The organism is Citrifermentans bremense R1 (assembly GCF_000426865.1).
Lineage (GTDB): Bacteria > Desulfobacterota > Desulfuromonadia > Geobacterales > Geobacteraceae > Geomonas > Geomonas bremensis.
Genome location: NZ_AUGE01000002.1, coordinates 423862 through 442268, shown reverse-complemented (window position 1 = coordinate 442268; position 18407 = coordinate 423862). Strand labels below are relative to the sequence as shown.

The window sequence follows — 18407 nt, the reverse complement described above, 5'->3', positions numbered from 1 at the left end:
GGGGGCGGGGACTTGTAAAAAATAGGGGCCCGCTTCACGGGCCCCTATCCGGCACAGCTAAAACCGTTCCTCCGTCAGTACCCCAACGCCTTCGGTAGCCAGAGCGAGATGATCGGGACGTAGGTGACCAGCAGCATGAATCCAATCATCGCCAAAAGCCAGGGCCACACGGCCACCGTTAGTTCCGATATCCCCATCTTGGTTATGCCGCTGGCGACGTAGAGGTTCAGCCCCACCGGCGGGTGGCACATGCCCACCTCCATGTTCACCGTGATCAGCACGCCGAAATGGATCGGGTCGATGCCAAGCTGCATAGCGACCGGGAAGAGGATCGGCGCGAGGATCAAGATGATGGAGGAGGGCTCCATCACGTTCCCCGCCAACAGCAGCAGCACGTTGGTGACCAGCAGGAAGCTGACCACGCCCAGGTTGTGCGCCAGTATCCAGTCCGCCATGAGCTGCGGGATCTGCTCGTGGGTCATCAGGAAGGAGAAGAGCACCGCGTTGGTGATGATGTACAGCAGCATGGCGGACATGCTGGCCGAGTCGAGCAGCACCTTCGGGATCTTCTTGAACGGAACGTCGCGGTAGACGAAGACGGCGATGAAGAAGGCGTAGACAGCACTCATTGCCGCCGCTTCGGTCGGGGTGAAAAGGCCGCTGTAGATCCCGCCCAGGACGATGACGATCAGCAGCAACCCCCAGATGCTTTCACGGAAGGCCTGGAAACGCTCCCCCCAGGTCGCTTTCTGCATGCGCGGGTAGTTCGCCTTCTTCGCCTTCCACCAGGAGACGAGCCCCAAAAGGGTGGCCAGCATCAAGCCCGGTATTACGCCACCCATGAACATCGCTCCAACGGAGGAGTTGGTGGCGACGCAGTAGATGACCATCGGGATGGAGGGGGGGATCAGGATCCCCAGCGAGCCGGAGGTGGTAATGACACCCGCTCCGAAGCGCTTGGGAAAGCCTGCGCGCACCATGGCGGGGAGCATCACCGAACCGATGGCGACCACGGTGGCGGGGCTGGATCCGGAAACGGCAGCGAAGAGGGCGCAGGCCATGACGCCCGCCAGGGCGAGACCGCCGTGCCAGTGCCCGACCATCGAGGTGGCGAACTTGATCATCCTCTTAGCCACGCCGCCGTGAGTCAGGAAGTTTCCCGCCAGGATGAAGAAGGGGATCGCCATGATCTCGAACTTCTCTATTCCCGTGAAGAGCTTCATAGCTACCGCTTCGGTCGGCACTTCGGAGAAGAAGAAGAGGAACGTGAGGACCGTGAGGCCGAGCGCGATGGAAATCGGCATGCCGGTCAGCATCAGGGCGAGCAGCAAGGCGAAGACGACGCCGGTGCTCCCAAGCGTCGCTATCAGCCCGAGGATTACCGCGATCCCCGCAAGCCAGGTCGCCGCTTTTTTCTTGGAGAACTGCTCCCATCCAGCAACTGCAGAACTCATTTCACACCCCCGTCCTTGCCGTTGAACTTGTGTACTTCGTATTCCTCGAGCGCCTGGGTCGAGTCCACGGTCCCCACCTCTTCGATGCCGTCGACGTGGGTGTGGTCATGGTGCGGCAGCTCTCCCGTGTGCAAGAAGCTCCAGCCGACCTGCAGGAACCGGAAGCACATGAGGTAGGACCCCAAGGGGACGGCGGAGTACACGACCCAGGTAGGCCACTCTAGGTCGGGGGTAATCGGCCCTTCGATCAGTTCTGCTACGTTCATGCCGAGCTTGTTGAAGAGTGCGTAGTGAAACCCGTTTTCCCAGACGAACTTGGCGCCCAGGGTGCCGATCAGCCCGGTGAAGAGCGCGCCGCCGATGATGGCGATGACCACGGTGGTCTTGCGCCAGGAGTCCGGTAGCCGGGTCACCAGTACGTCGACGCCTACGTGGATCCCCGACCGAACGCCGTAGGCAGCGCCGAACTTGGCCATCCAGACGAACATGTAGATGCAGAGCTCCTGGGCCCAGCTCAGGTTGATGCCGAGCAGCCAGTCCTGCAGGGCGGGAATCGGCAACCCCGACAGGTAACGATGGACGACCGCGACTGCGATGATGACGGTCGCTGCGCCGATGAGGAAGGTGATGATTATTTCCTCTAAATGGTCAAGATACTTCATCATGATGGGCGTCTCCTGGGAAAGCTCGATGAAAGGCCGCCGCGGCAGCCGCAGCGGCCTTTGCTTTGCGGTGAAACGGTCAAGCTAGTTCGGGTTGTAGCCGGTGGCCGCGTAGACTTCCTTCACTATGTCGGCGCCGATGCGCCCCATGTTATCCTTGTGCGCCTTGTCCATCGCCTTTTTCCAGGCGGCGCGATCCTGCGGGGTGAGGCTGATCAACTGGCTGCGGCCGGACTTCTTGACGGCGGCCAGCGCCTCTTCGTTGTCCTTCTTGGCGATCTCGTTCGCGTACTTGGTCGCGTCCTTCATGCATCCTTCGAGGATGGTGCGGATGTCGGCCGGCAGCCCCTGCCAGAACTTCTTGTTGACGATGACGGCGTAGCCAAGGTAACCGTGGTCGGAGAGGGTCACGTATTTCTGCACCTCGTGCATCTTCTGGGTGTAGAGGTTGGAAGGCGGGTTCTCGGTGCCGTTCACGACGCCGGTCTGCAGGGCCTGGTACACCTCGGAGAAGGCGAGCACCTGCGGCATGGCGCCGACCGAACGCATCTGGGAGTCGAGCACCTTGGAGGACTGGATGCGCAGCTTTTGACCGCGGAAGTCGTCGACGGACTTAAGCGGCTTGTTCGCGCTCATCACCTTGAAGCCGTTGTCCCAGTAGGCGAGGCCGAGGATACCCTTGGGCTCGAGCTTTTTCAGGAGCTTCGCGCCGACCGGACCCTGGGTTACCTTGTGGAGCTCTTGATAGTTGTCGAAGATGAAGGGGAGGTCGAACACCTCGAACTCCTTCACGCCCAGCGGCGCGAATTTGGCCAGGGAAGGGGCCAGCATCTGTACTGCACCTAGCTGCAGCGCCTCCATCTCTTCCTTGTCCTTGTAGAGCTGGCTGTTCGGATACACCTCGACCTTGACCCTTCCCTTGGTCCGCTCTTCAGCCAGTTTCTTGAAGTAGTCGGCCGCCTGCCCCTTGGGGGTGTGCTGCGCCACGACGTGGCTGAACTTGATCACGATCGGCGCCGGCGCCGCGACGGCGTTCAGCGGCAGAGCGAGCGCTGCTGCCATGGCCAATGCTTTCAGACATGCTTTGAGACTCATAGGTGTTCCTCCTTGGGGTTTGTGCTGCCTTATCTGGTCCAGGCGACTGTCGCCTCGAACTCGATGGAACGCGCAAACGGTGACGGGGATATTGCCGCTCCGTATACGACACGCTGTTCTAATGCAACAGCGATGCCACTAATGAAAAGCTGTAAGTGGTTGAATTAATGCGCGAGGTGGAAATAAAATGTCGGTTTATGAAAGTGGCAGTGGCTGAAATCCGCCACAGAGGTGGCGGATAGTTGCCAGGGGCTGGGGTGCAGCGGGGCTATTGCATCAGGCCGTACTTCTCCATCTTGTAGCGCAGGGTGCCGCGGGGGATCTTCAGGTTGGCCGCCGTCTGCAGCACGTTCCACCCCGTCTTCTGGAGGGCTTGCTGGATGAGCGATTTTTCGATGGCGCTGACCGCTTCTTCGAGCCCAAGGTCGGCAGCGATGCTCATGGGCAGCTCGGCCGGCAAGGGGGAGGGGGCCAGGCTGCTCCTGATCTCCTGCGGCAGATGTTCCGGGAGCAGGGTGGGGCCGCTGCGCATGATGCAGATCCGTTCTATTACGTTCCTCAACTCCCTGACGTTGCCGGGCCAGGCGTACTGCGCCATCAGTTGCTCCGCCTCGGGCGAGACGCTGCGGAAGTCGCGGCCGAAGGAGCGGCTGAAGCTGTCCAGGAAATAGGCGGAAAGCGCGGCTATGTCGGCGGGGCGCTCCCGAAGCGGCGGGATGTTGATGGGAAACACGTTGAGGCGGTAGAAGAGGTCCTCGCGGAAACTCTTCTCCTCGATCCTTTTGGCGAGGTCGCGGTTTGTGGCGGCTATGACCCGCGCGTCTATCTCGATGTCCTTGACGGCGCCTACCCGCCTGATGGTTCTTTCCTGCAGCACGCGTAAAAGCTTCACCTGCATGGCCATGTCCATTTCCCCGATCTCGTCCAGGAAGATGGTGCCGTGGTGCGCCTCCTCGAAAAGCCCCTTCTTGCGTCCGACGGCGCCGGTGAAGGCCCCCTTCTCGTGCCCGAAGAGCTCGCTCTCCAAAAGAGGGGCCGGGATGGAGGCGCAGTTGATGGCGATGAAGGCGTGTTCCTTGCGGTCGGAAAGGTCGTGGATGGCGCGGGCCACCACCTCCTTGCCGGTACCGGATTCGCCGGTTATGAGCACGGTCGAGGGGATGCGGGCGATCTCCCGCACCTGAGCCGCCATCTCCTGGAACGCCTCGCTCTTGCCGATTATTGGGGAGCGCCCGGGAAGGGGTGAGTTGTCGCGCTTTAGTTTGCGGACCTCGCGCTTCAAGGTCTGGGTCTTCAGGGCGAGCTTGACGATCAGCCTGAGGGCGTCCGCCTTGAAGGGCTTTTTCATGTAGTGGAAGGCGCCCAGTTGTAGGGATTCGACGGCGCTCTCCACCGAGCCGTACCCGGTGATGATGATCACCAGCAGCTCCGGGTCCGTCTCCTTGAGCGATTTGAGGACCTCGATGCCGTCCTCGGAGCCCAGGTTCAGGTCGAGCAGGGCCAGGTCGATCTCTTCGCCGGCCACGATGTCGCGCGCCTCCTTTCCCGAACCGGCGGCGCTCACCTCATACCCCTCGCCGGAGAGGATGCGTTGCACGTTTTCGCAGATGAAGGCTTCGTCGTCTATGATCAGAATCTTTTCCATGATTTCTGTTCCCACTTTTGCTGATTTTTGTTGCGTAGGGAGGAGCCTAGGGGGTCACAAAGGAAGTTCGACGGTGAATCTGGTCCCTGCTCCCGGTGCGGTTTCCACGCGGACCTTCCCATGATGTTCCTCGACTATCCTCTGGGTGATGGAGAGTCCGAGGCCGGTCCCGGCCCCTTTTCTGGTGAAGAAAGGCTCGAAGATGAGCGGCAGGTCTTGAGACGCTATGCCTGGTCCGTCGTCGCCGATGCCGATCACCGCGTACCCGTCCTGGACCGAGGTGGCTACCTCGATCCGCCCCCCTTCCGGGAGCGCTTCCTGGGCGTTCTTGATGATGTTGAGCACGGCCTGCTTTATCTTTTCCGGGTCCAGCCGCAGCGGGGGGACTTCCCCCTCGCTCAGGTTCAACTGCACCTTTTGTCTCTCGCACTGGCGCCGCATCAGTAGGACCGTGTCGCAGACCAGGCGGTTCAGGTCGCATTCCCTGAATTCGGCGCGCACCGGCGAGGAGTAGTTCAAAAGCGCGTTCACCAGCTTTTCCACCCGCTCGATTTCCGCCAGGGCCTTCTTGATCAGGTCCCGGTCCTCCGGGCTGGAACTCGCCTGGTCGTGCAGGTCGTCCAAAAGCAACGAGATGCCGGTGAGCGGGTTTCTCACCTCGTGGGCGATGCCGGCGGAAAGTTTTCCCAGCGAGGCGAGCCGGTCCAGGCGCATCATCTCCTCTTGCAGGTTCTCCCGCTGCGTCTCGTTTCTCAGCGTCACGGTGAGCCCCTGCTCCGCGTCGGCTCCGATGGGGAAGAACCCTACGTCGAAATGGGTCTTGCCCGGGCCGTGATCGAAGCGGAAGGTCTCGCGCCCGTACCCCGATTGTTTGGAGAGGACCTGAGAGATCCGCTCGTTCAGGACGCCCCACCCCTTGAATACCTCGGTGTAATGCGTCTCTGCTGCGAGCCCCTCGCCGAGGAAGAGGCGGCCGGTCCGGTTGATGGAGGTGAGGCGCCCCTGTGGGGAGAAGGTGACGATGCCGCTGGAGATACTTTCCAGCACGCTCTCCTTGAAGTTGCGCTCGTCGAGGATTTCCAGCCGCGACTTGCGCAATTCGTCCAGCGTTGAGAGTATGCTCTGCTTCCTTAGGTCCAGCTCGTCCGCCATATAGTTGAAGGTGTTGGCGAGGACACCGATTTCGTCGCTGGAATTCACCGCTACCCTGACGTGGCTGTCGCCTGCGGCAAGCTTGCCGGCGCTTTCGGTTAGCTGCCGAAGCGGGATGCTGATGCCGCGGGACAAGAGCCAGGCAGAAAGCGCCGAGACGAGTGCCGTGGCCAGGATGATGAGGGCGCTGGTTCGGCGGTGCTCCCCCAGTTGCCTGTCGATCAGCCGGCTTCCCTTTCTGGACGCCTCGTGAAACTGGTCCACCTGGAAGCCGATGGTTACCCCGCCGAAGACGCCGTGCCTGGCGTAGTCCCCGGTGTCGTAGAAGATGGGGGCGTAGGCCATGATCTTCTTGGCGCCCCCCACGTTGGTGATGTCGACGAATCCTTCCTGGCGGTTGCGGACGGCGGCGGAGACGGTGGGGTAGCTTTTGTGGATGAAACCGGCGTGGTCCAGGTTGAAGGGGATGCGGCCGCTGTCGACGTCCTCCTTTTTCGAATGCGCCGTGTAAGGCGGGACAAGCCTGCCCGTTTGGTCCACCCCACGGAGATCCCAGAATTTGGGATGGGTGATGATCCACCCTTCGTCGTCGAAGAGAAAGGCGTAGTTGCCGCTTTGGTAGGAGGGGAATAGGGTGGCGAAACCCTTGCCGGGGTCGATGTGCTGGGTGAACTCCATGAGGTGCTGATGATCCAAGGTCAGCAGCACCATCCCGGAGAACTTCCCTTTGGAGTCGTAGAGGGGCGAGCCGAACCGGATGCCCCCCTGGTAGCTCTTGCCGTCGTAGGCGCTTTCCGGGTCCTTGGCCCCGGCCAGTTGCTCCTGCTTGGAGACGTGAAAACCGGTGAGGTGCGAGACGTAGATCTCGCCGGGCTTTAGCGCCCGCACCCGGCGGAAGTACTCCTCGCTCTTGAACTCGGTGTTGGCGGGGTCCGCCACGTCGCGCAGTTGCTCCTTGGGGACGAGCTGGCCGTTTCGGATCACCGTTTGTTCCATGCCGTTGCGGTCGATGATGGCTATGGAGCGGTAGATGGGGCGGAACTCGTGGGTTCCCTGGGTCGCGGTGGCGCTCCCTCCGCGCTGCCACACCTCGCTTAAGCGGGTCTGGTAGAAGTCGAGCAGCGTCGAGCGGTCCAGGCGGGAGCGCGAAAGAAAGAGCAGGTCGCTTTCGCACTGGTGCAGGAAATCGCGGATGTTTTCGGCCAGGTCACGCGCCTTCATCTGCAGCGACTGGGTCGCCTGCCGGTCGTCCGTACGGGAGATCTCGTCGGTGAGCTTGGTGCTGATCGACTGCAGGTTCATCAGGAGGATGGCCGAGGAGACGAACAGCGGCAGCAGGGAGAGCAGCAGCGTGATGACCAGGATCTTTTTGAAAAGCGTGAGGCGTGGCAAGGAGACTCTCCAAAAAACTCGTGATGCCGCGGGACTGGCTTTCAAGTCGGCTGGCAGGGTATCACAAAACGGTATTTCAGAACAGTCTTCGTTTTAATGTGTACGACGATCTGTGGCGGGGAAGAGAAAGGGTCCCGCTCCTCAGAATTCCTCAGATTTTCTCTGTGGCCAATGGTTTTGCTTCTACCGCTGCCGGGGGCGTTTTGTGTTGACTTGGTTGCGGGGGTGCTTTAAAAATAGACCGGCTAATTTACAGGCAAAATCGCGGAGGCGTTGGTTGGGATATAAGAATCTGGCAGCGTGCGTGGCGGACCTGGAGCGGACCGGCGCTCTGGTTAGGATAAACGAGGAGCTCTCTTCGGACCTGGAGATCGGGTCCATCCAGCGCAGGGTGTATCAGGCGGGTGGCCCGGCGCTTCTCTTTACCCGGGTGAAAGGGTGCCCTTTCCCGATGCTCGGGAACCTGTTCGGAACCCTGGAGCGGACCAGGTACATCTTCAGGGACACCCTGAAAGCGGTTGAACGCCTGGTGCAGCTAAAGATCGATCCTAAATCGGCACTGAAAGACCCCGCTTCCTTATTGGGTGCGGTCCCCGCCGCATGGCACCTCCTTCCCAAGGAGGTTGGGGATGGCCCCATTCTCGCCAACCGGACCACCATCGATAAACTGCCGCAGCTGAAGTCCTGGCCGGACGACGGCGGAGCGTTCATCACGCTGCCGCAGGTCTACTCGGAAAGCACGGTAGAGCCCGGACTGCGCCACTCAAACCTCGGCATGTACCGGGTGCAGATCTCCGGCGGTGAGTACCGACAAAACGCCGAGATCGGGGTGCACTACCAGATCCATCGCGGCATCGGCTTCCACCATGCCGAAGCGATCGAGCGGGGCGAGCCGCTGCGGGTGAACATCTTCGTGGGGGGCGCACCCTCCATGACCGTTGCCGCCGTGATGCCCTTGCCCGAGGGAATGCCGGAACTCTCCTTCGCGGGGCTTCTGGCCGGGCACCGGATCGAGATGGTGCAGCGCCCCGGGCAGCTCCCGATCCCAGCGCAGGCCGACTTCTGCATCACCGGCGTCATCGACCCCAACAAGACCCTTCCCGAAGGACCCTTCGGCGACCATTTCGGCTACTACAGCCTGGCGCACCACTTCCCCGTGCTCCAGGTCGAGGAGGTCCTCCATCGCGACGGCGCCATCTGGCCCTTCACCACGGTGGGGCGCCCTCCGCAGGAGGACACCTCCTTCGGCGCCTTCATTCACGAACTGACCGGCCCCTTGATCCCCACGGTGATACCGGGCGTCAAGGCGGTACACGCGGTCGACGCGGCAGGCGTGCACCCGCTGCTTTTGGCCCTGGGGAGCGAGCGCTACGTCCCTTACGGCGAGCGCCGGACTCCGCAGGAACTTCTTACCATCGCGAACGCGGTGCTGGGGCAGGGGCAGCTCTCCCTGGCCAAGTACCTGATGATCGCCTCCCACGAGGACGCGCCTCAGCTCGACATCCACGACATTCCCGCTTTCCTGCGGCATGTGCTGGAACGGATCGACCTGAAGCGGGATCTGCATTTCCAGACCGCTACCACCATCGACACGCTCGATTATTCCGGCTCTGGGCTGAACAGCGGCTCGAAGGTGGTTTTCGCCGCCGTCGGCGAAAAGCGCCGCACCCTCGGGGGCGAGCTCCCGTCCTCGTTGAGGCTCGCCGACGGCTTCGATGATCCCTGTATTTGTCTTCCCGGCGTCATCGCGGTCCGGGGGCCTGCCTGCACGATCCCGAAGGGGGAGGCGGACCCGCAGATGGAGGCGCTTTGCGCTGCGCTTGAGGCAGTGGATGGGCTGGAGAGCTTCCCGCTGATCGTCGTCTGCGACGACAGCAGGTTCGCCGCAAAGCACCTGGACAACTTCCTCTGGGTCACCTTCACCCGTTCCGACCCCGCCGCCGACATCTACGGTGTCGGGGCCGGCATGGTCTGCAAGCAGTGGGGGTGCACGGGGCCTCTGGTGATAGACGCCAGGGTCAAGCCGCACCACGCGCCGCCGCTCGTAGAGGATCCGGCGGTGGAGCGGAAGCTGGACCAGTTGGCCGCCCCAGGTGGGCCGCTGCATGGGTTGTACTAGCTGTTAAAAGCAAAGGCACTCACCACAGAGGACTCTGTGGACTCTGTGGACCAGGGGTGAAAGCTTTCGTTTGAGCTTTTAGTTTTTTGATTTGAGGTTCACTTGACCAAGGAAAGACTCGACAAGTTGGTGCTGGAACGGGGGCTCGCCCCTTCCAGGGAGCGGGCCAAGGCGCTCATTATGGCGGGGCAGGTGGTGGTTGACGACCACTTGGCCGACAAGGCGGGGCTCATGGTCCCGGTCGAGGCCGAGATCCGTCTCAAGGGGGAGCCGCTTCCCTATGTGAGCCGCGGGGGGCTGAAGCTCGCCGAGGGGCTGGAGCGCTTCGGTATCGACGTCGCCGGACTCTGCGCCATCGACGTGGGCGCCTCGACCGGAGGCTTCACCGACTGTCTGCTGCAAAGGGGCGCTACCCGCGTCTATGCTGTGGACGTCGGCTACGGGCAACTGGCCTGGAAGCTGCGCGAGGACTCGCGGGTGGTGAGCATGGAGAAGACCAATATCCGCCACCTGGAGCCGGGGATGCTCCCGGAATCCCCGGACCTGGCGGTGATCGATGCTTCGTTCATCTCGCTGGACAAGGTGCTTCCGCCGACGCTCAGGCTGATCAAGCCCGACGGCGTCGTGGTCGCGCTCATCAAGCCGCAGTTCGAGGTGGGGCGCGGCCAGGTGGGGAAGGGCGGGGTGGTTCGGGACGAGAAGAAGCACCAGGAGGTGGTGGAGAGCATCGGCGAGCTGGCCAGGGGACTGGGGCTGCTGGTCCTGGGTGTATGCGATTCGCCCATCCTCGGACCCAAGGGGAACAAGGAGTTCCTGATCCATCTGAAGAAGCAGGGGGACCTGCAAACCCTGCAACCCCTGGAATCCCGGAACACAGAGGTCACTGAGGAATAGCCAAGGCGGTCCCAGAGGAACAGAGACGCTCTCAGATTTTCTCCGTGTTCTCCGTGGCTAAAGGTTCTGGAGTTTGACTTTTAAAGGAGGTGTTACATGAACGACTGCCTGTTCTGCAAGATGGCCAGCGGCGCAATTCCGGTCAAGAAGGTCTACGAGGACGACGATCTCTTCGCCATCGAGGACATCAACCCCGTGGCGCCCTTGCACATGCTTATCATCCCCAAGAAGCACCTCGACAACGCGCTGGCGCTTGCTCCTGAGGACGACCGGATCATCGGGGCGATCCACCGGGCGGCTGCCAAGCTCGCCCGGGAGCGTGGCGTGGACGAGGAAGGGTTCCGCCTGGTGAACAACACCAACGCCGGCGCCGGCCAGTCCGTTTTCCATATCCATTTCCACCTGCTTGCCGGACGCAAGCTCGGGTGGCCTCCAGGGTAGTCCCGAACCGTAATCCATAAAGGATCTGCACAAGGAGACTGACATGAAGAAGCTGCTTTTGCTTTTGCTCTTGCTATACCCGCTGTCCGCTCTGGCGGAGACCTACGAATGGACCGACGAGCGCGGCACGGTGAACTTCGCCGAGGATCTGGGGAAGGTCCCGAAAAAGTACCGGAAGAAGGCCAAAAGGTTAGGGAGCGAGGAGCCTCCCGCTGCCGCGTCCGAGACGGCCAGCCCCAAGGGGGGCGGGGAAAAGGGAGCGAAAAACAACGAGAAGAGCAAGACCTACGGGGGCAAGGACGAGCTTGCCTGGCGCAGGGAGTTTCTGCAGGCGAACTCGCGCCTGCAAACCGCACAGACCGATTTGGATGCGTTGAAAGTGCGCCTTGGGGACACCTCCCGCATGTCCCGCTCGGAATATCTGAACATCCAGAACAGCATCAAGCACAACGAGGCAAGGGTGAAGGAGCTGCAGAATAAGCTGGACCAGCTGAACTCGACCGCGGACCGCTATGACCTCCCGGCCGACTTCAGGAGGTAGCGCGTTGCGGCGCCTCGACCCGCGCCATCCCGGCTCTGCTGCGCCCATTGCCGGCGCCGGCGGGGTCGGCGTTTGATAAGAATCAAGCTTTCGGAGCGTTAAATGACTTTTCCCAACATCGACCCGGTCTTTTTGCGCCTGGGACCGCTGGAGTTTCGCTGGTACGGTCTCATGTACATCATCGGTTTCATCTCGGCCTATTTCATCATCCTGTCCGGCGTTAGGAGAAAGGGACTCTCTCTGACCAAGGACGACGTCGCTGACCTGATCTTCACCGTGGCGGTAGGGGTCATCCTGGGCGGCCGGTTCGGGTACATCCTGTTCTACAACCTCGCCTACTACATAGCCAACCCACTGAAGCTCTTCGCGGTCTGGGAGGGGGGGATGTCGTTTCACGGCGGGCTTATCGGGGCGGTGCTGGCGAGCATCTTCTATATCCGCAGGCACAAGCTCCACTTTTACCGCCTGGCCGACATCGGTTTCCTCGCCGCTCCAGTGGGGCTTGGCTGCGGCAGGATCGGCAATTTCATAAACGGCGAACTCTACGGCCGGGTGAGCGACGTCCCCTGGGCGATGGTCTTTCCGGGGGGAGGACCGCTGCCGCGCCACCCCTCGCAGCTTTACGAGGCGCTGCTCGAAGGTCCGGTCATGTTCCTCATCCTTTACGCCATCTCCCGCAAGGTGAACCGCGACGGCGTGGTGGTGTGGTCCTTCATTGCCTTGTACGGCTTGTTCCGGTTTCTGTTGGAGAACTTCAGGGAACCCGACCAGCAGATCGGTTTTCTCTTCGGGGGGCTTTCGATGGGGCAACTGTTGAGCCTGCCGATGCTCATTGTCGGCGGAGTGATGGCGCTGTACCGCCTGAGAAGGGGGTGATGCGGGGGGGGGGGGTCAGGAGAGTTTTTTCTTCATCTCCAGGATGTTCTCCTTGCAGTTCTTGCGGTAGCACACCGAGTCCATCAGGGTGCGGATCAGGAAGATGCCGCGCCCCCGGTCCTCCAGTTCCTCGAAGTTCGGGGCGGGGATCGAATTGATGTCGAAACCTTGCCCGTCGTCGTAGACCCTGATGGTGAGGTCGTCCATGTGCAAGGTGATGACGATGCGCACCAGCTTCTCCGGTTCCTTTGGCCCGGCGTGCTTGATGGCGTTCACCATCGCCTCGGTGAGCACCAGGTTCAGATGGTAGGCGAGGACTTCCTTGTCGCCGCTGTAGCGCTCGAGCTCCCGCGCTATGTCCTCTCCGATCTTACCGATAAGACTCAGGTAACGGGTCTTGTTGGGGACCTTTATGTCGACCTCGATCGTGTTTCCTTCCATCTGGCGCCTCGCTTATAACCCTTGCCTTCGCTTTAGGATTGAAAGTTTTCGATAGCCTCCACGGTGGAAGGGAAGATTTCGAACACCCTGTGCAGGCGGGTCAGTTCGAACATTGACTTCACCTGTGACTGCAGCGAAGAAAGTTTCAGGTTTCCTTGATGAGAAATGGCGTTCTTGAAGCCAGATACCAGCGCGCCCAAGCCGGAACTGTCAATGAAGCGCACATCCTTGAGATCTACCAGGACGTTTTTCTTTCCATCTTCGAAGAGCTTTTGCACGGCGCTCTTAAGTTCTGTCGAGTTGTGAGCATCCAGCCTCTCTTCCTTGACGTATAAGATAACTACGTCCTTCCTTGTTTCGCTGGCTAGATTCATGGCGGTCTCCTTGTCTTGAGGTCAGATGCTTATGATGCCTGACTTATTGTGCAATAACTGCTGACATTTAGCAAGAGGCGGTCTCTGCCTCATTATTTAACACCTTCATGACTACCATGGAAATGTCATCCTGTAAAGGATGGGGCCATGAGTAAGTATTGACCTCTGAAAGGACCCGCTCGATCACAGTTTCCGGTTCCTCGTCGGCCAGTCCCGAGACCAGTCGGCACAGTCTCTCGACCCCGAAAAGCTCGCCCGTTTCGTGCTCCGCCTCGATGATCCCGTCGGTATAGATGAGGAGCAGGTCCCCAGTCTCCAAGCTCACCTTTTTCTCCTCGAACGAAACAGACTGCTCGACCCCCAGGATCAGCCCTTCGGCGTCGAGTTCCTCCCACCCGCCGGCGCGGAAGAGGATGGGGCGGCTGTGCCCTGCGTTGGCGTAGGAGAGCGTGCGGGTGGTCCCGTCGTACTTGGCGCAGAACATGGTGATGAAGAGTTCGGCGCCGCTTAGGTCGTCGTAGAGGAGCTCGTTCAAAAGCCTCAGCACGTCTTTGGCGGAGTGGGTTTCCTTCATCTGGGCCCGGAGCACGCTCCTGGTCTCGACCATGATCAAGGCGGCGCCTACGCTGTGGCCGGAGACGTCCGCCATGATGACGTCGACCCGCCCTTCGCCCCTTTCGAAGAAGTCGTAGTAGTCCCCCCCGACGTGCGCCGCGGGGATGCAGCGGCTGGCGATGCTGAGCCCTTTGAGGCGCGGGGCGGACTCGGGAAGAAGCGAGAGCTGGATCTGCTTGGCGATTTCGAGGTCGCGGGTCACCCGCGCGTTCTCCAGTAGCGCCGCTTCCTTTTGCCGCCTTTCGCGCTCTCTCGCCTCGCGCTCTTCGACGATGTTCACCGCCTGGGCCAGCTGCCCGGCGAGGCTCTCCAAGAGCTCCACGAACTGCTCGGTGAAAAGCCCGACGATGGATCGGGAGAAGACCGAGAGGACGCCGACCGGGGGGGCTCCGGCGCTGGCGATGGGGATGTGGGCGAAGGAGCGGATCCCTTCCCTGTTGGCGATCTCCTTGGCGATGGCCTTGGTGAGAAAGGCCGTGTCGTTCACGAATTCCGTCCGCCTTCCCAGGAACGCCTCCCCTACGTGGGTGTCGATCTCCAGCGTCCTTCCTTCGCTGATGATGCGCTCCCCGCCGTAACCGCGGTGGCAGCGCACCTCCAGCATCCCTTCGTCGTTCAAGAGCCTGATGACGCAGAGGTCGAGCTTGAACTCCCGCAGTATCAGCTCGAGCAGGTCCCCCATGATGATGTCGAGCTCCAGCGAGCGGTTCATGATCTCCGAGGCCCGCAGGCGCACCGAGAGCGCCTCGCGGCTTTGGTCCCTTGAGGTGCGCACGGTGGAAAAGATGTCGAAGACCGGCTCCATCCGGGAGCCTATGTCGGAGAGGAAGCTTTCCACCACGGCGCCCGCGGCGGCGCCGCCCAAAGAGCCCGCCAGGGTCTTCTCCACGAAGCGCTTCAGGTTGGGGAGCTCGAACTCGGAGACCCCCCCTTTGCTGTCTATCTCCCGGTCCCCCAGGTAGTCGGTGATGGCGGTGTGCGCCTGCTGCTCGCCGATGAACTTGGACATGAGGTTCACGAACTGCACGATGGTGACCGGTTTGGAAAGGCGCTTGGTCTCCCACTGCGGCTCCAGGTTCTCAGGGGAGAAGACCCGGACGAAGCGGTTCATCTGTTCGCTTTCCTTCTCCCCCTGTCCCAGGAGGATGGAGAGGGAGAGGTAGGCGAGGATGTTCATGAACATGCTCCAAAAGAGCGTATGGCTGTAGGGGTCGAGCCCGGTCAGCCAGAAGAGCGCCTGCGGCTTGAGGAACTCGATGCCGAACGGGCCCTGCAAAAGGAGGTCGTCCTGCCACCCTCCGGCCTGCAGCAGGGAGGGGAGCAGCAGCGTGTAAAACCAGACGGCAAACCCGCAGGAAAGACCCGCTATCGCCCCGGTCTTGTTCCCCCGTGGCCAGTACAGCCCCCCTATCAGCGCCGGGGCGAACTGGACCGCCGCGGAGAAGGAGATGAGCCCCATGTTGGCGAGCATGTAGCTCTCTCCCACCACGCTTTGGTACAGGTAGCCCAAAAGGATGACCAGTACGATGCCGAAGCGCTTGAGGTTGATGAGGAGCTTGGGGAACCACCACTGCGGCTTGAACCTGATCACGACCGGCATCAGCACGTGGTTCAGCAGCATGGTCGAAACGGCGATGGACTCCACCATCACCATGCCGGCGGAGGCGGAGAACCCCCCGAGGAAAGCGAGCAGGGCGAGCCACGGGTACCCCTGCTGCATGGGGAGGGTGAGCACGAAGAAGTCGGCCCCCACGTTGGAGCCGGTCAAAAGCACCCCGGCGAGCGCGATAGGCATCACGAACAGGTTCATCAGGAACATGTAGGCGGGGAAGCGCCACGAAGCAGCGTTCAGGTGCGATTCGTCCGCGTTCTCCAGCACCATCACCTGGAACTGGCGCGGCAGCAGCATCACCGCGCTCATGGAGAGGGTGAGCAGGCTGAACATGGAGGAGTAGGAGTTTTCGCCGGTCCCCCCCAGCGTGATGAGCCGGGTGAGCAGGGCCGGGTCTTTGCGGTACATGCGGGTGAAGATGTCCCCCATGCCGTCGAAGACGAAGTAGGTGATGGTGAAGCCGACCACGAGCATCGCCACGAGCTTTACCAGGGACTCCAGCGCGATGGCGGCCACCAGCCCGTCGTGGCGCTCGGTGGAGGCTAAGTGCTTGGCCCCGAAGACCACGCTGAACAGGGCCAGCAGGGCCGCCGTGAAGAGCCCGGGGTGGGGGGAGGGGGTGTAGACCCTTTCCATGACGCCGACGTGGAAGTCGTGGTAACCGGTGATGATGGTGAAAGCGGTGGAGACGGCCTTCAACTGAAGGGCTATGTACGGCATGATCCCCATCAGGGTGATCACCGTGATCATGGCTCCCAGCCACTGCGAGCTGCCGTATCGGGAGCTGATGAAGTCGGCTATGGAGGTGATGTTGTTTTCCTTGGAGATCCTGACGATCTTCTTCAGCAGGAACCACCAGGTGAAGGCGGTGAGCGTGGGGCCAAGGTAGATGGGAAGAAAGTCGATGCCCGTGGTCGCGGCCTTGCCGACGCTGCCGTAGAAGGTCCACGAGGTGGAGTAGACGGCTATGGAGAGGGCGTACACGGCTGGATTCGCCGTGATGCTCCTGTCCTCCCGTTGCCTCTGGTCGGCATAGTAGGCGACCAGGAACAGGATGACGATATAAAGGAGCGCCGTGCCCCAGACCCAGTTTACATCGAGCATCAGGGGCGCCCCTTTCCGTCAGTGTCTCTGCGTGCGGCGCGGCTGAACAGGTAGACGATGAAGATGGAGAACATCCATCCCCAGAGCAGGTACAGGTAAAGCAGCGGGATCCCGAAGGGGAAGACGGGCTTGTTGAAGATGCTGATGAACGGGTAGTTCATCATGATCATGCCGAGGACGAAGCAGATCACCCAGGTGTCTTTCAGCTTGAGCCTTTTAACCAGCAGCTCCCTGATGGAGGTCTTCATGGCAGTAACCCCATTGCGCGCAACACCAAGTCGGCCTCGGTGGAGAGGGGGAGGGTGGAGTCGACCTGGATGGACTCCCCCGCTTGCGTCGCCTCGAACTCCGCCTGTTGCCGGTGGAAGTGCTCCCACCTGGCGTCGGAGAGTTCGCTTGCGTCGCCGCGGCGCGCCTCCAGCCGCTGCCGGATTATGAGTTCGGGGCAGCGGGTCTCGACCGTGTAGCAGGTAACGCCAAGCTGCTCGGCCAGCGCCCGGAAGGCCTCGCGGTCGGCGGCGCGGCGGAAAGTGGCGTCGGCCACCACCCCCTTGCCCGCCTTGAGCGCCTCTTCGGCCTCGGCTAAAAGAGCTGCGTAAGTGGCGCGGTCCATGTCGGCATTGTAGATGCCCCCCCGGTACTCTTCCGCCACCGGCTGCAGAGGAAGGCCGGCTACTTCCTTGCGCAGCACGTCCGAGCGCCGCAGCTGGAAGCCGAGTTCGAGGGCGAGTTCCCGGGCCAGGGTGCTCTTGCCGCTTCCCATGAGGCCGCAGGTGATCACCAGGGAAGGCTTGAGCCGGTCCCTCAGCGTATAGCCGCGGGCCAGGCGGAAATAGCGCCGGGCCGTCTCCCTTTTGCCGGCAAGCTCCGTGGAGGGTAGGTCGGGGTCGTTCAGCAAAAAGCTGGTCACCTTGCCGCGCACGAAGGCGCGGTAGGTCTTGTAGAACGGGAGCAGGCTCCCCATTTCCCGGTCCCCCGCGGCCTCTTGGTAGGCCGCCAGGAGCGCCTCCGACAGGTCCGGGCGCCCGGCGTACTCCAGGTCCATCAGCAGGAAGGAGAGGTCCGCCGCCGTGTCTATGTAGCGAAACCGCTCGTTGAACTCGATGCAGTCGAAGATGCAGACTTTGTCGGTGAGGCAGATGTTGCCCGAGTGGAGGTCGCCGTCGCACTCCCTGATGTACCCTTTGGCCACCCGCAGGCGGAATTGCTCCTCGTTTTGCTCCAGGAACCGCTCGGCGAAGCGCCGTATGTCAGCAAGCTCGCAGGCGGATATGGTCACCCCCGCGAATGGCGCCGCCTGCCGGAAGTTCTCCTCCCAGTTGCGGCGGATGAGGGCGGTTTGGCCGCAGGCGTCTATCTCTGCGCTACGCAAGGCCTTGGCATGGAAGTCGGCCACCACCCGTGCGATCCGGTTCATATCGGCGACGCCCGCTTCCCGCCGCTCCAGAAGGTGCACCAGCATCCGCTCTTCGGGAAGCCGCTTCATCTTCACCGCGTAGTCGAGCAGCTCTCCCCCGCCGGCAAAGGAAGCTCCTTGGGAGCTGCGCCGCAGTTCCACCACGCCCAGGTAGAGGTCCGGGCAGAGGCGCCGGTTCAGCCGCACCTCTTCCTCGCAGTAAAAGCGCCGGCGCTCCAGCGTGGTGAAGTCGAGAAAACCGTAATCGACGGGCTTTTTGACCTTGTAAACGAAGCAGTCGGTAACGAAGATGAAGGAAACGTGGGTCTCGATGAGGCGCACCCCGGCCGTGGGCTCGGGGTAAGCCTTTGCTTCAAGTAGCGATTTTATAAGCTTTCGAATCATGCTTTTGCCGTTAAACCGATGATTTGACTACAGAATACTATCATAGAGCATTTCAGGCGCAATAGCATAAAATACAGCAATTGTTGTTTGACGCTTTTACCTATTTATGTTAGCTTTTCGTGTAATTAGCCGCGCCATCCCTGGGATACTGTATCCCACTGGGGTGCCGCGTTTTTTCGATTTTTGCCG

15 protein-coding genes are annotated in these 18407 nt (G+C 61.4%); 5 read left to right on the top strand and 10 right to left on the bottom strand.

Features of this window, described 5'->3' with window-relative positions; genetic code table 11:
- Positions 1-74 precede the first annotated feature (74 nt).
- From K419_RS0104370 to K419_RS0104350, 5 genes are all read right to left on the bottom strand, one after another.
- Complete coding sequence (locus tag K419_RS0104370; protein ID WP_026840516.1) at positions 75-1454, bottom strand: TRAP transporter large permease; 1380 nt, start codon at positions 1452-1454, stop codon at positions 75-77.
- Positions 1451-2119: a TRAP transporter small permease gene (locus tag K419_RS0104365; protein WP_026840515.1), complete on the bottom strand. Its 669-nt coding sequence runs from the start codon at positions 2117-2119 to the stop codon at positions 1451-1453. Before K419_RS0104365 ends, K419_RS0104370 begins: the two co-directional genes overlap by 4 nt.
- A gap of 81 nt (positions 2120-2200) precedes the next feature.
- Positions 2201-3211, bottom strand: a complete 1011-nt coding sequence (locus K419_RS0104360; protein WP_026840514.1) for a TRAP transporter substrate-binding protein — start codon at positions 3209-3211, stop codon at positions 2201-2203.
- Positions 3212-3479: 268 nt separating this feature from the next.
- On the bottom strand, positions 3480-4856 hold the full coding sequence (locus K419_RS0104355; RefSeq protein WP_026840513.1) for a sigma-54-dependent transcriptional regulator: 1377 nt from the start codon (positions 4854-4856) through the stop codon (positions 3480-3482).
- Positions 4857-4910: 54 nt separating this feature from the next.
- A complete protein-coding gene (locus K419_RS0104350) occupies positions 4911-7400 on the bottom strand; it encodes a PAS domain-containing sensor histidine kinase (protein ID WP_026840512.1) in 2490 nt (829 codons plus the stop codon).
- A 277-nt stretch (positions 7401-7677) separates the two neighbouring features.
- On the opposite strand from K419_RS0104350, the gene K419_RS0104345 reads away from it, so the two are divergent.
- The 5 genes from K419_RS0104345 to lgt all read left to right on the top strand — a co-directional run bounded on the left by K419_RS0104345 (position 7678) and on the right by lgt (position 12271).
- Entirely contained in the window at positions 7678-9519 is a 1842-nt protein-coding gene (locus tag K419_RS0104345; RefSeq protein WP_026840511.1) for a UbiD family decarboxylase, read from the top strand.
- 102 nt (positions 9520-9621) lie between these two features.
- The gene (locus tag K419_RS0104340; RefSeq protein WP_026840510.1) at positions 9622-10413 is read left to right on the top strand and encodes a TlyA family RNA methyltransferase; all 792 of its coding nucleotides are present in this window, start codon (positions 9622-9624) and stop codon (positions 10411-10413) included.
- A 96-nt stretch (positions 10414-10509) separates the two neighbouring features.
- Entirely contained in the window at positions 10510-10854 is a 345-nt protein-coding gene (locus tag K419_RS0104335) for a histidine triad nucleotide-binding protein (protein ID WP_026840509.1), read from the top strand.
- 43 nt (positions 10855-10897) lie between these two features.
- Positions 10898-11395 (top strand): DUF4124 domain-containing protein, encoded by a 498-nt coding sequence (locus tag K419_RS0104330; protein ID WP_026840508.1) that lies wholly within the window; start codon positions 10898-10900, stop codon positions 11393-11395.
- Between the two features lie 102 nt (positions 11396-11497).
- Positions 11498-12271: a prolipoprotein diacylglyceryl transferase gene (gene lgt / locus K419_RS0104325; protein WP_026840507.1), complete on the top strand. Its 774-nt coding sequence runs from the start codon at positions 11498-11500 to the stop codon at positions 12269-12271.
- Between the two features lie 15 nt (positions 12272-12286).
- On the opposite strand, the gene K419_RS0104320 is transcribed toward lgt, so the two are convergent.
- From K419_RS0104320 to K419_RS0104300, 5 genes are all read right to left on the bottom strand, one after another.
- On the bottom strand, positions 12287-12712 hold the full coding sequence (locus tag K419_RS0104320; RefSeq protein ID WP_012531080.1) for an ATP-binding protein: 426 nt from the start codon (positions 12710-12712) through the stop codon (positions 12287-12289).
- 32 nt (positions 12713-12744) lie between these two features.
- Positions 12745-13086 carry an STAS domain-containing protein gene (locus K419_RS0104315; protein ID WP_026840506.1) on the bottom strand — a complete coding sequence of 114 codons (342 nt, stop codon included), beginning with the start codon at positions 13084-13086 and terminating at the stop codon, positions 12745-12747.
- Between the two features lie 67 nt (positions 13087-13153).
- Positions 13154-16417 (bottom strand): SpoIIE family protein phosphatase, encoded by a 3264-nt coding sequence (locus K419_RS0104310; protein WP_026840505.1) that lies wholly within the window; start codon positions 16415-16417, stop codon positions 13154-13156.
- Complete coding sequence (locus K419_RS0104305) at positions 16417-16665, bottom strand: hypothetical protein (RefSeq protein ID WP_026840504.1); 249 nt, start codon at positions 16663-16665, stop codon at positions 16417-16419. The genes K419_RS0104310 and K419_RS0104305 overlap by 1 nt, the downstream gene beginning before the upstream one ends.
- Positions 16662-18218 carry a bifunctional aminoglycoside phosphotransferase/ATP-binding protein gene (locus K419_RS0104300; RefSeq protein WP_026840503.1) on the bottom strand — a complete coding sequence of 519 codons (1557 nt, stop codon included), beginning with the start codon at positions 18216-18218 and terminating at the stop codon, positions 16662-16664. Before K419_RS0104300 ends, K419_RS0104305 begins: the two co-directional genes overlap by 4 nt.
- Positions 18219-18407 lie beyond the last annotated feature (189 nt).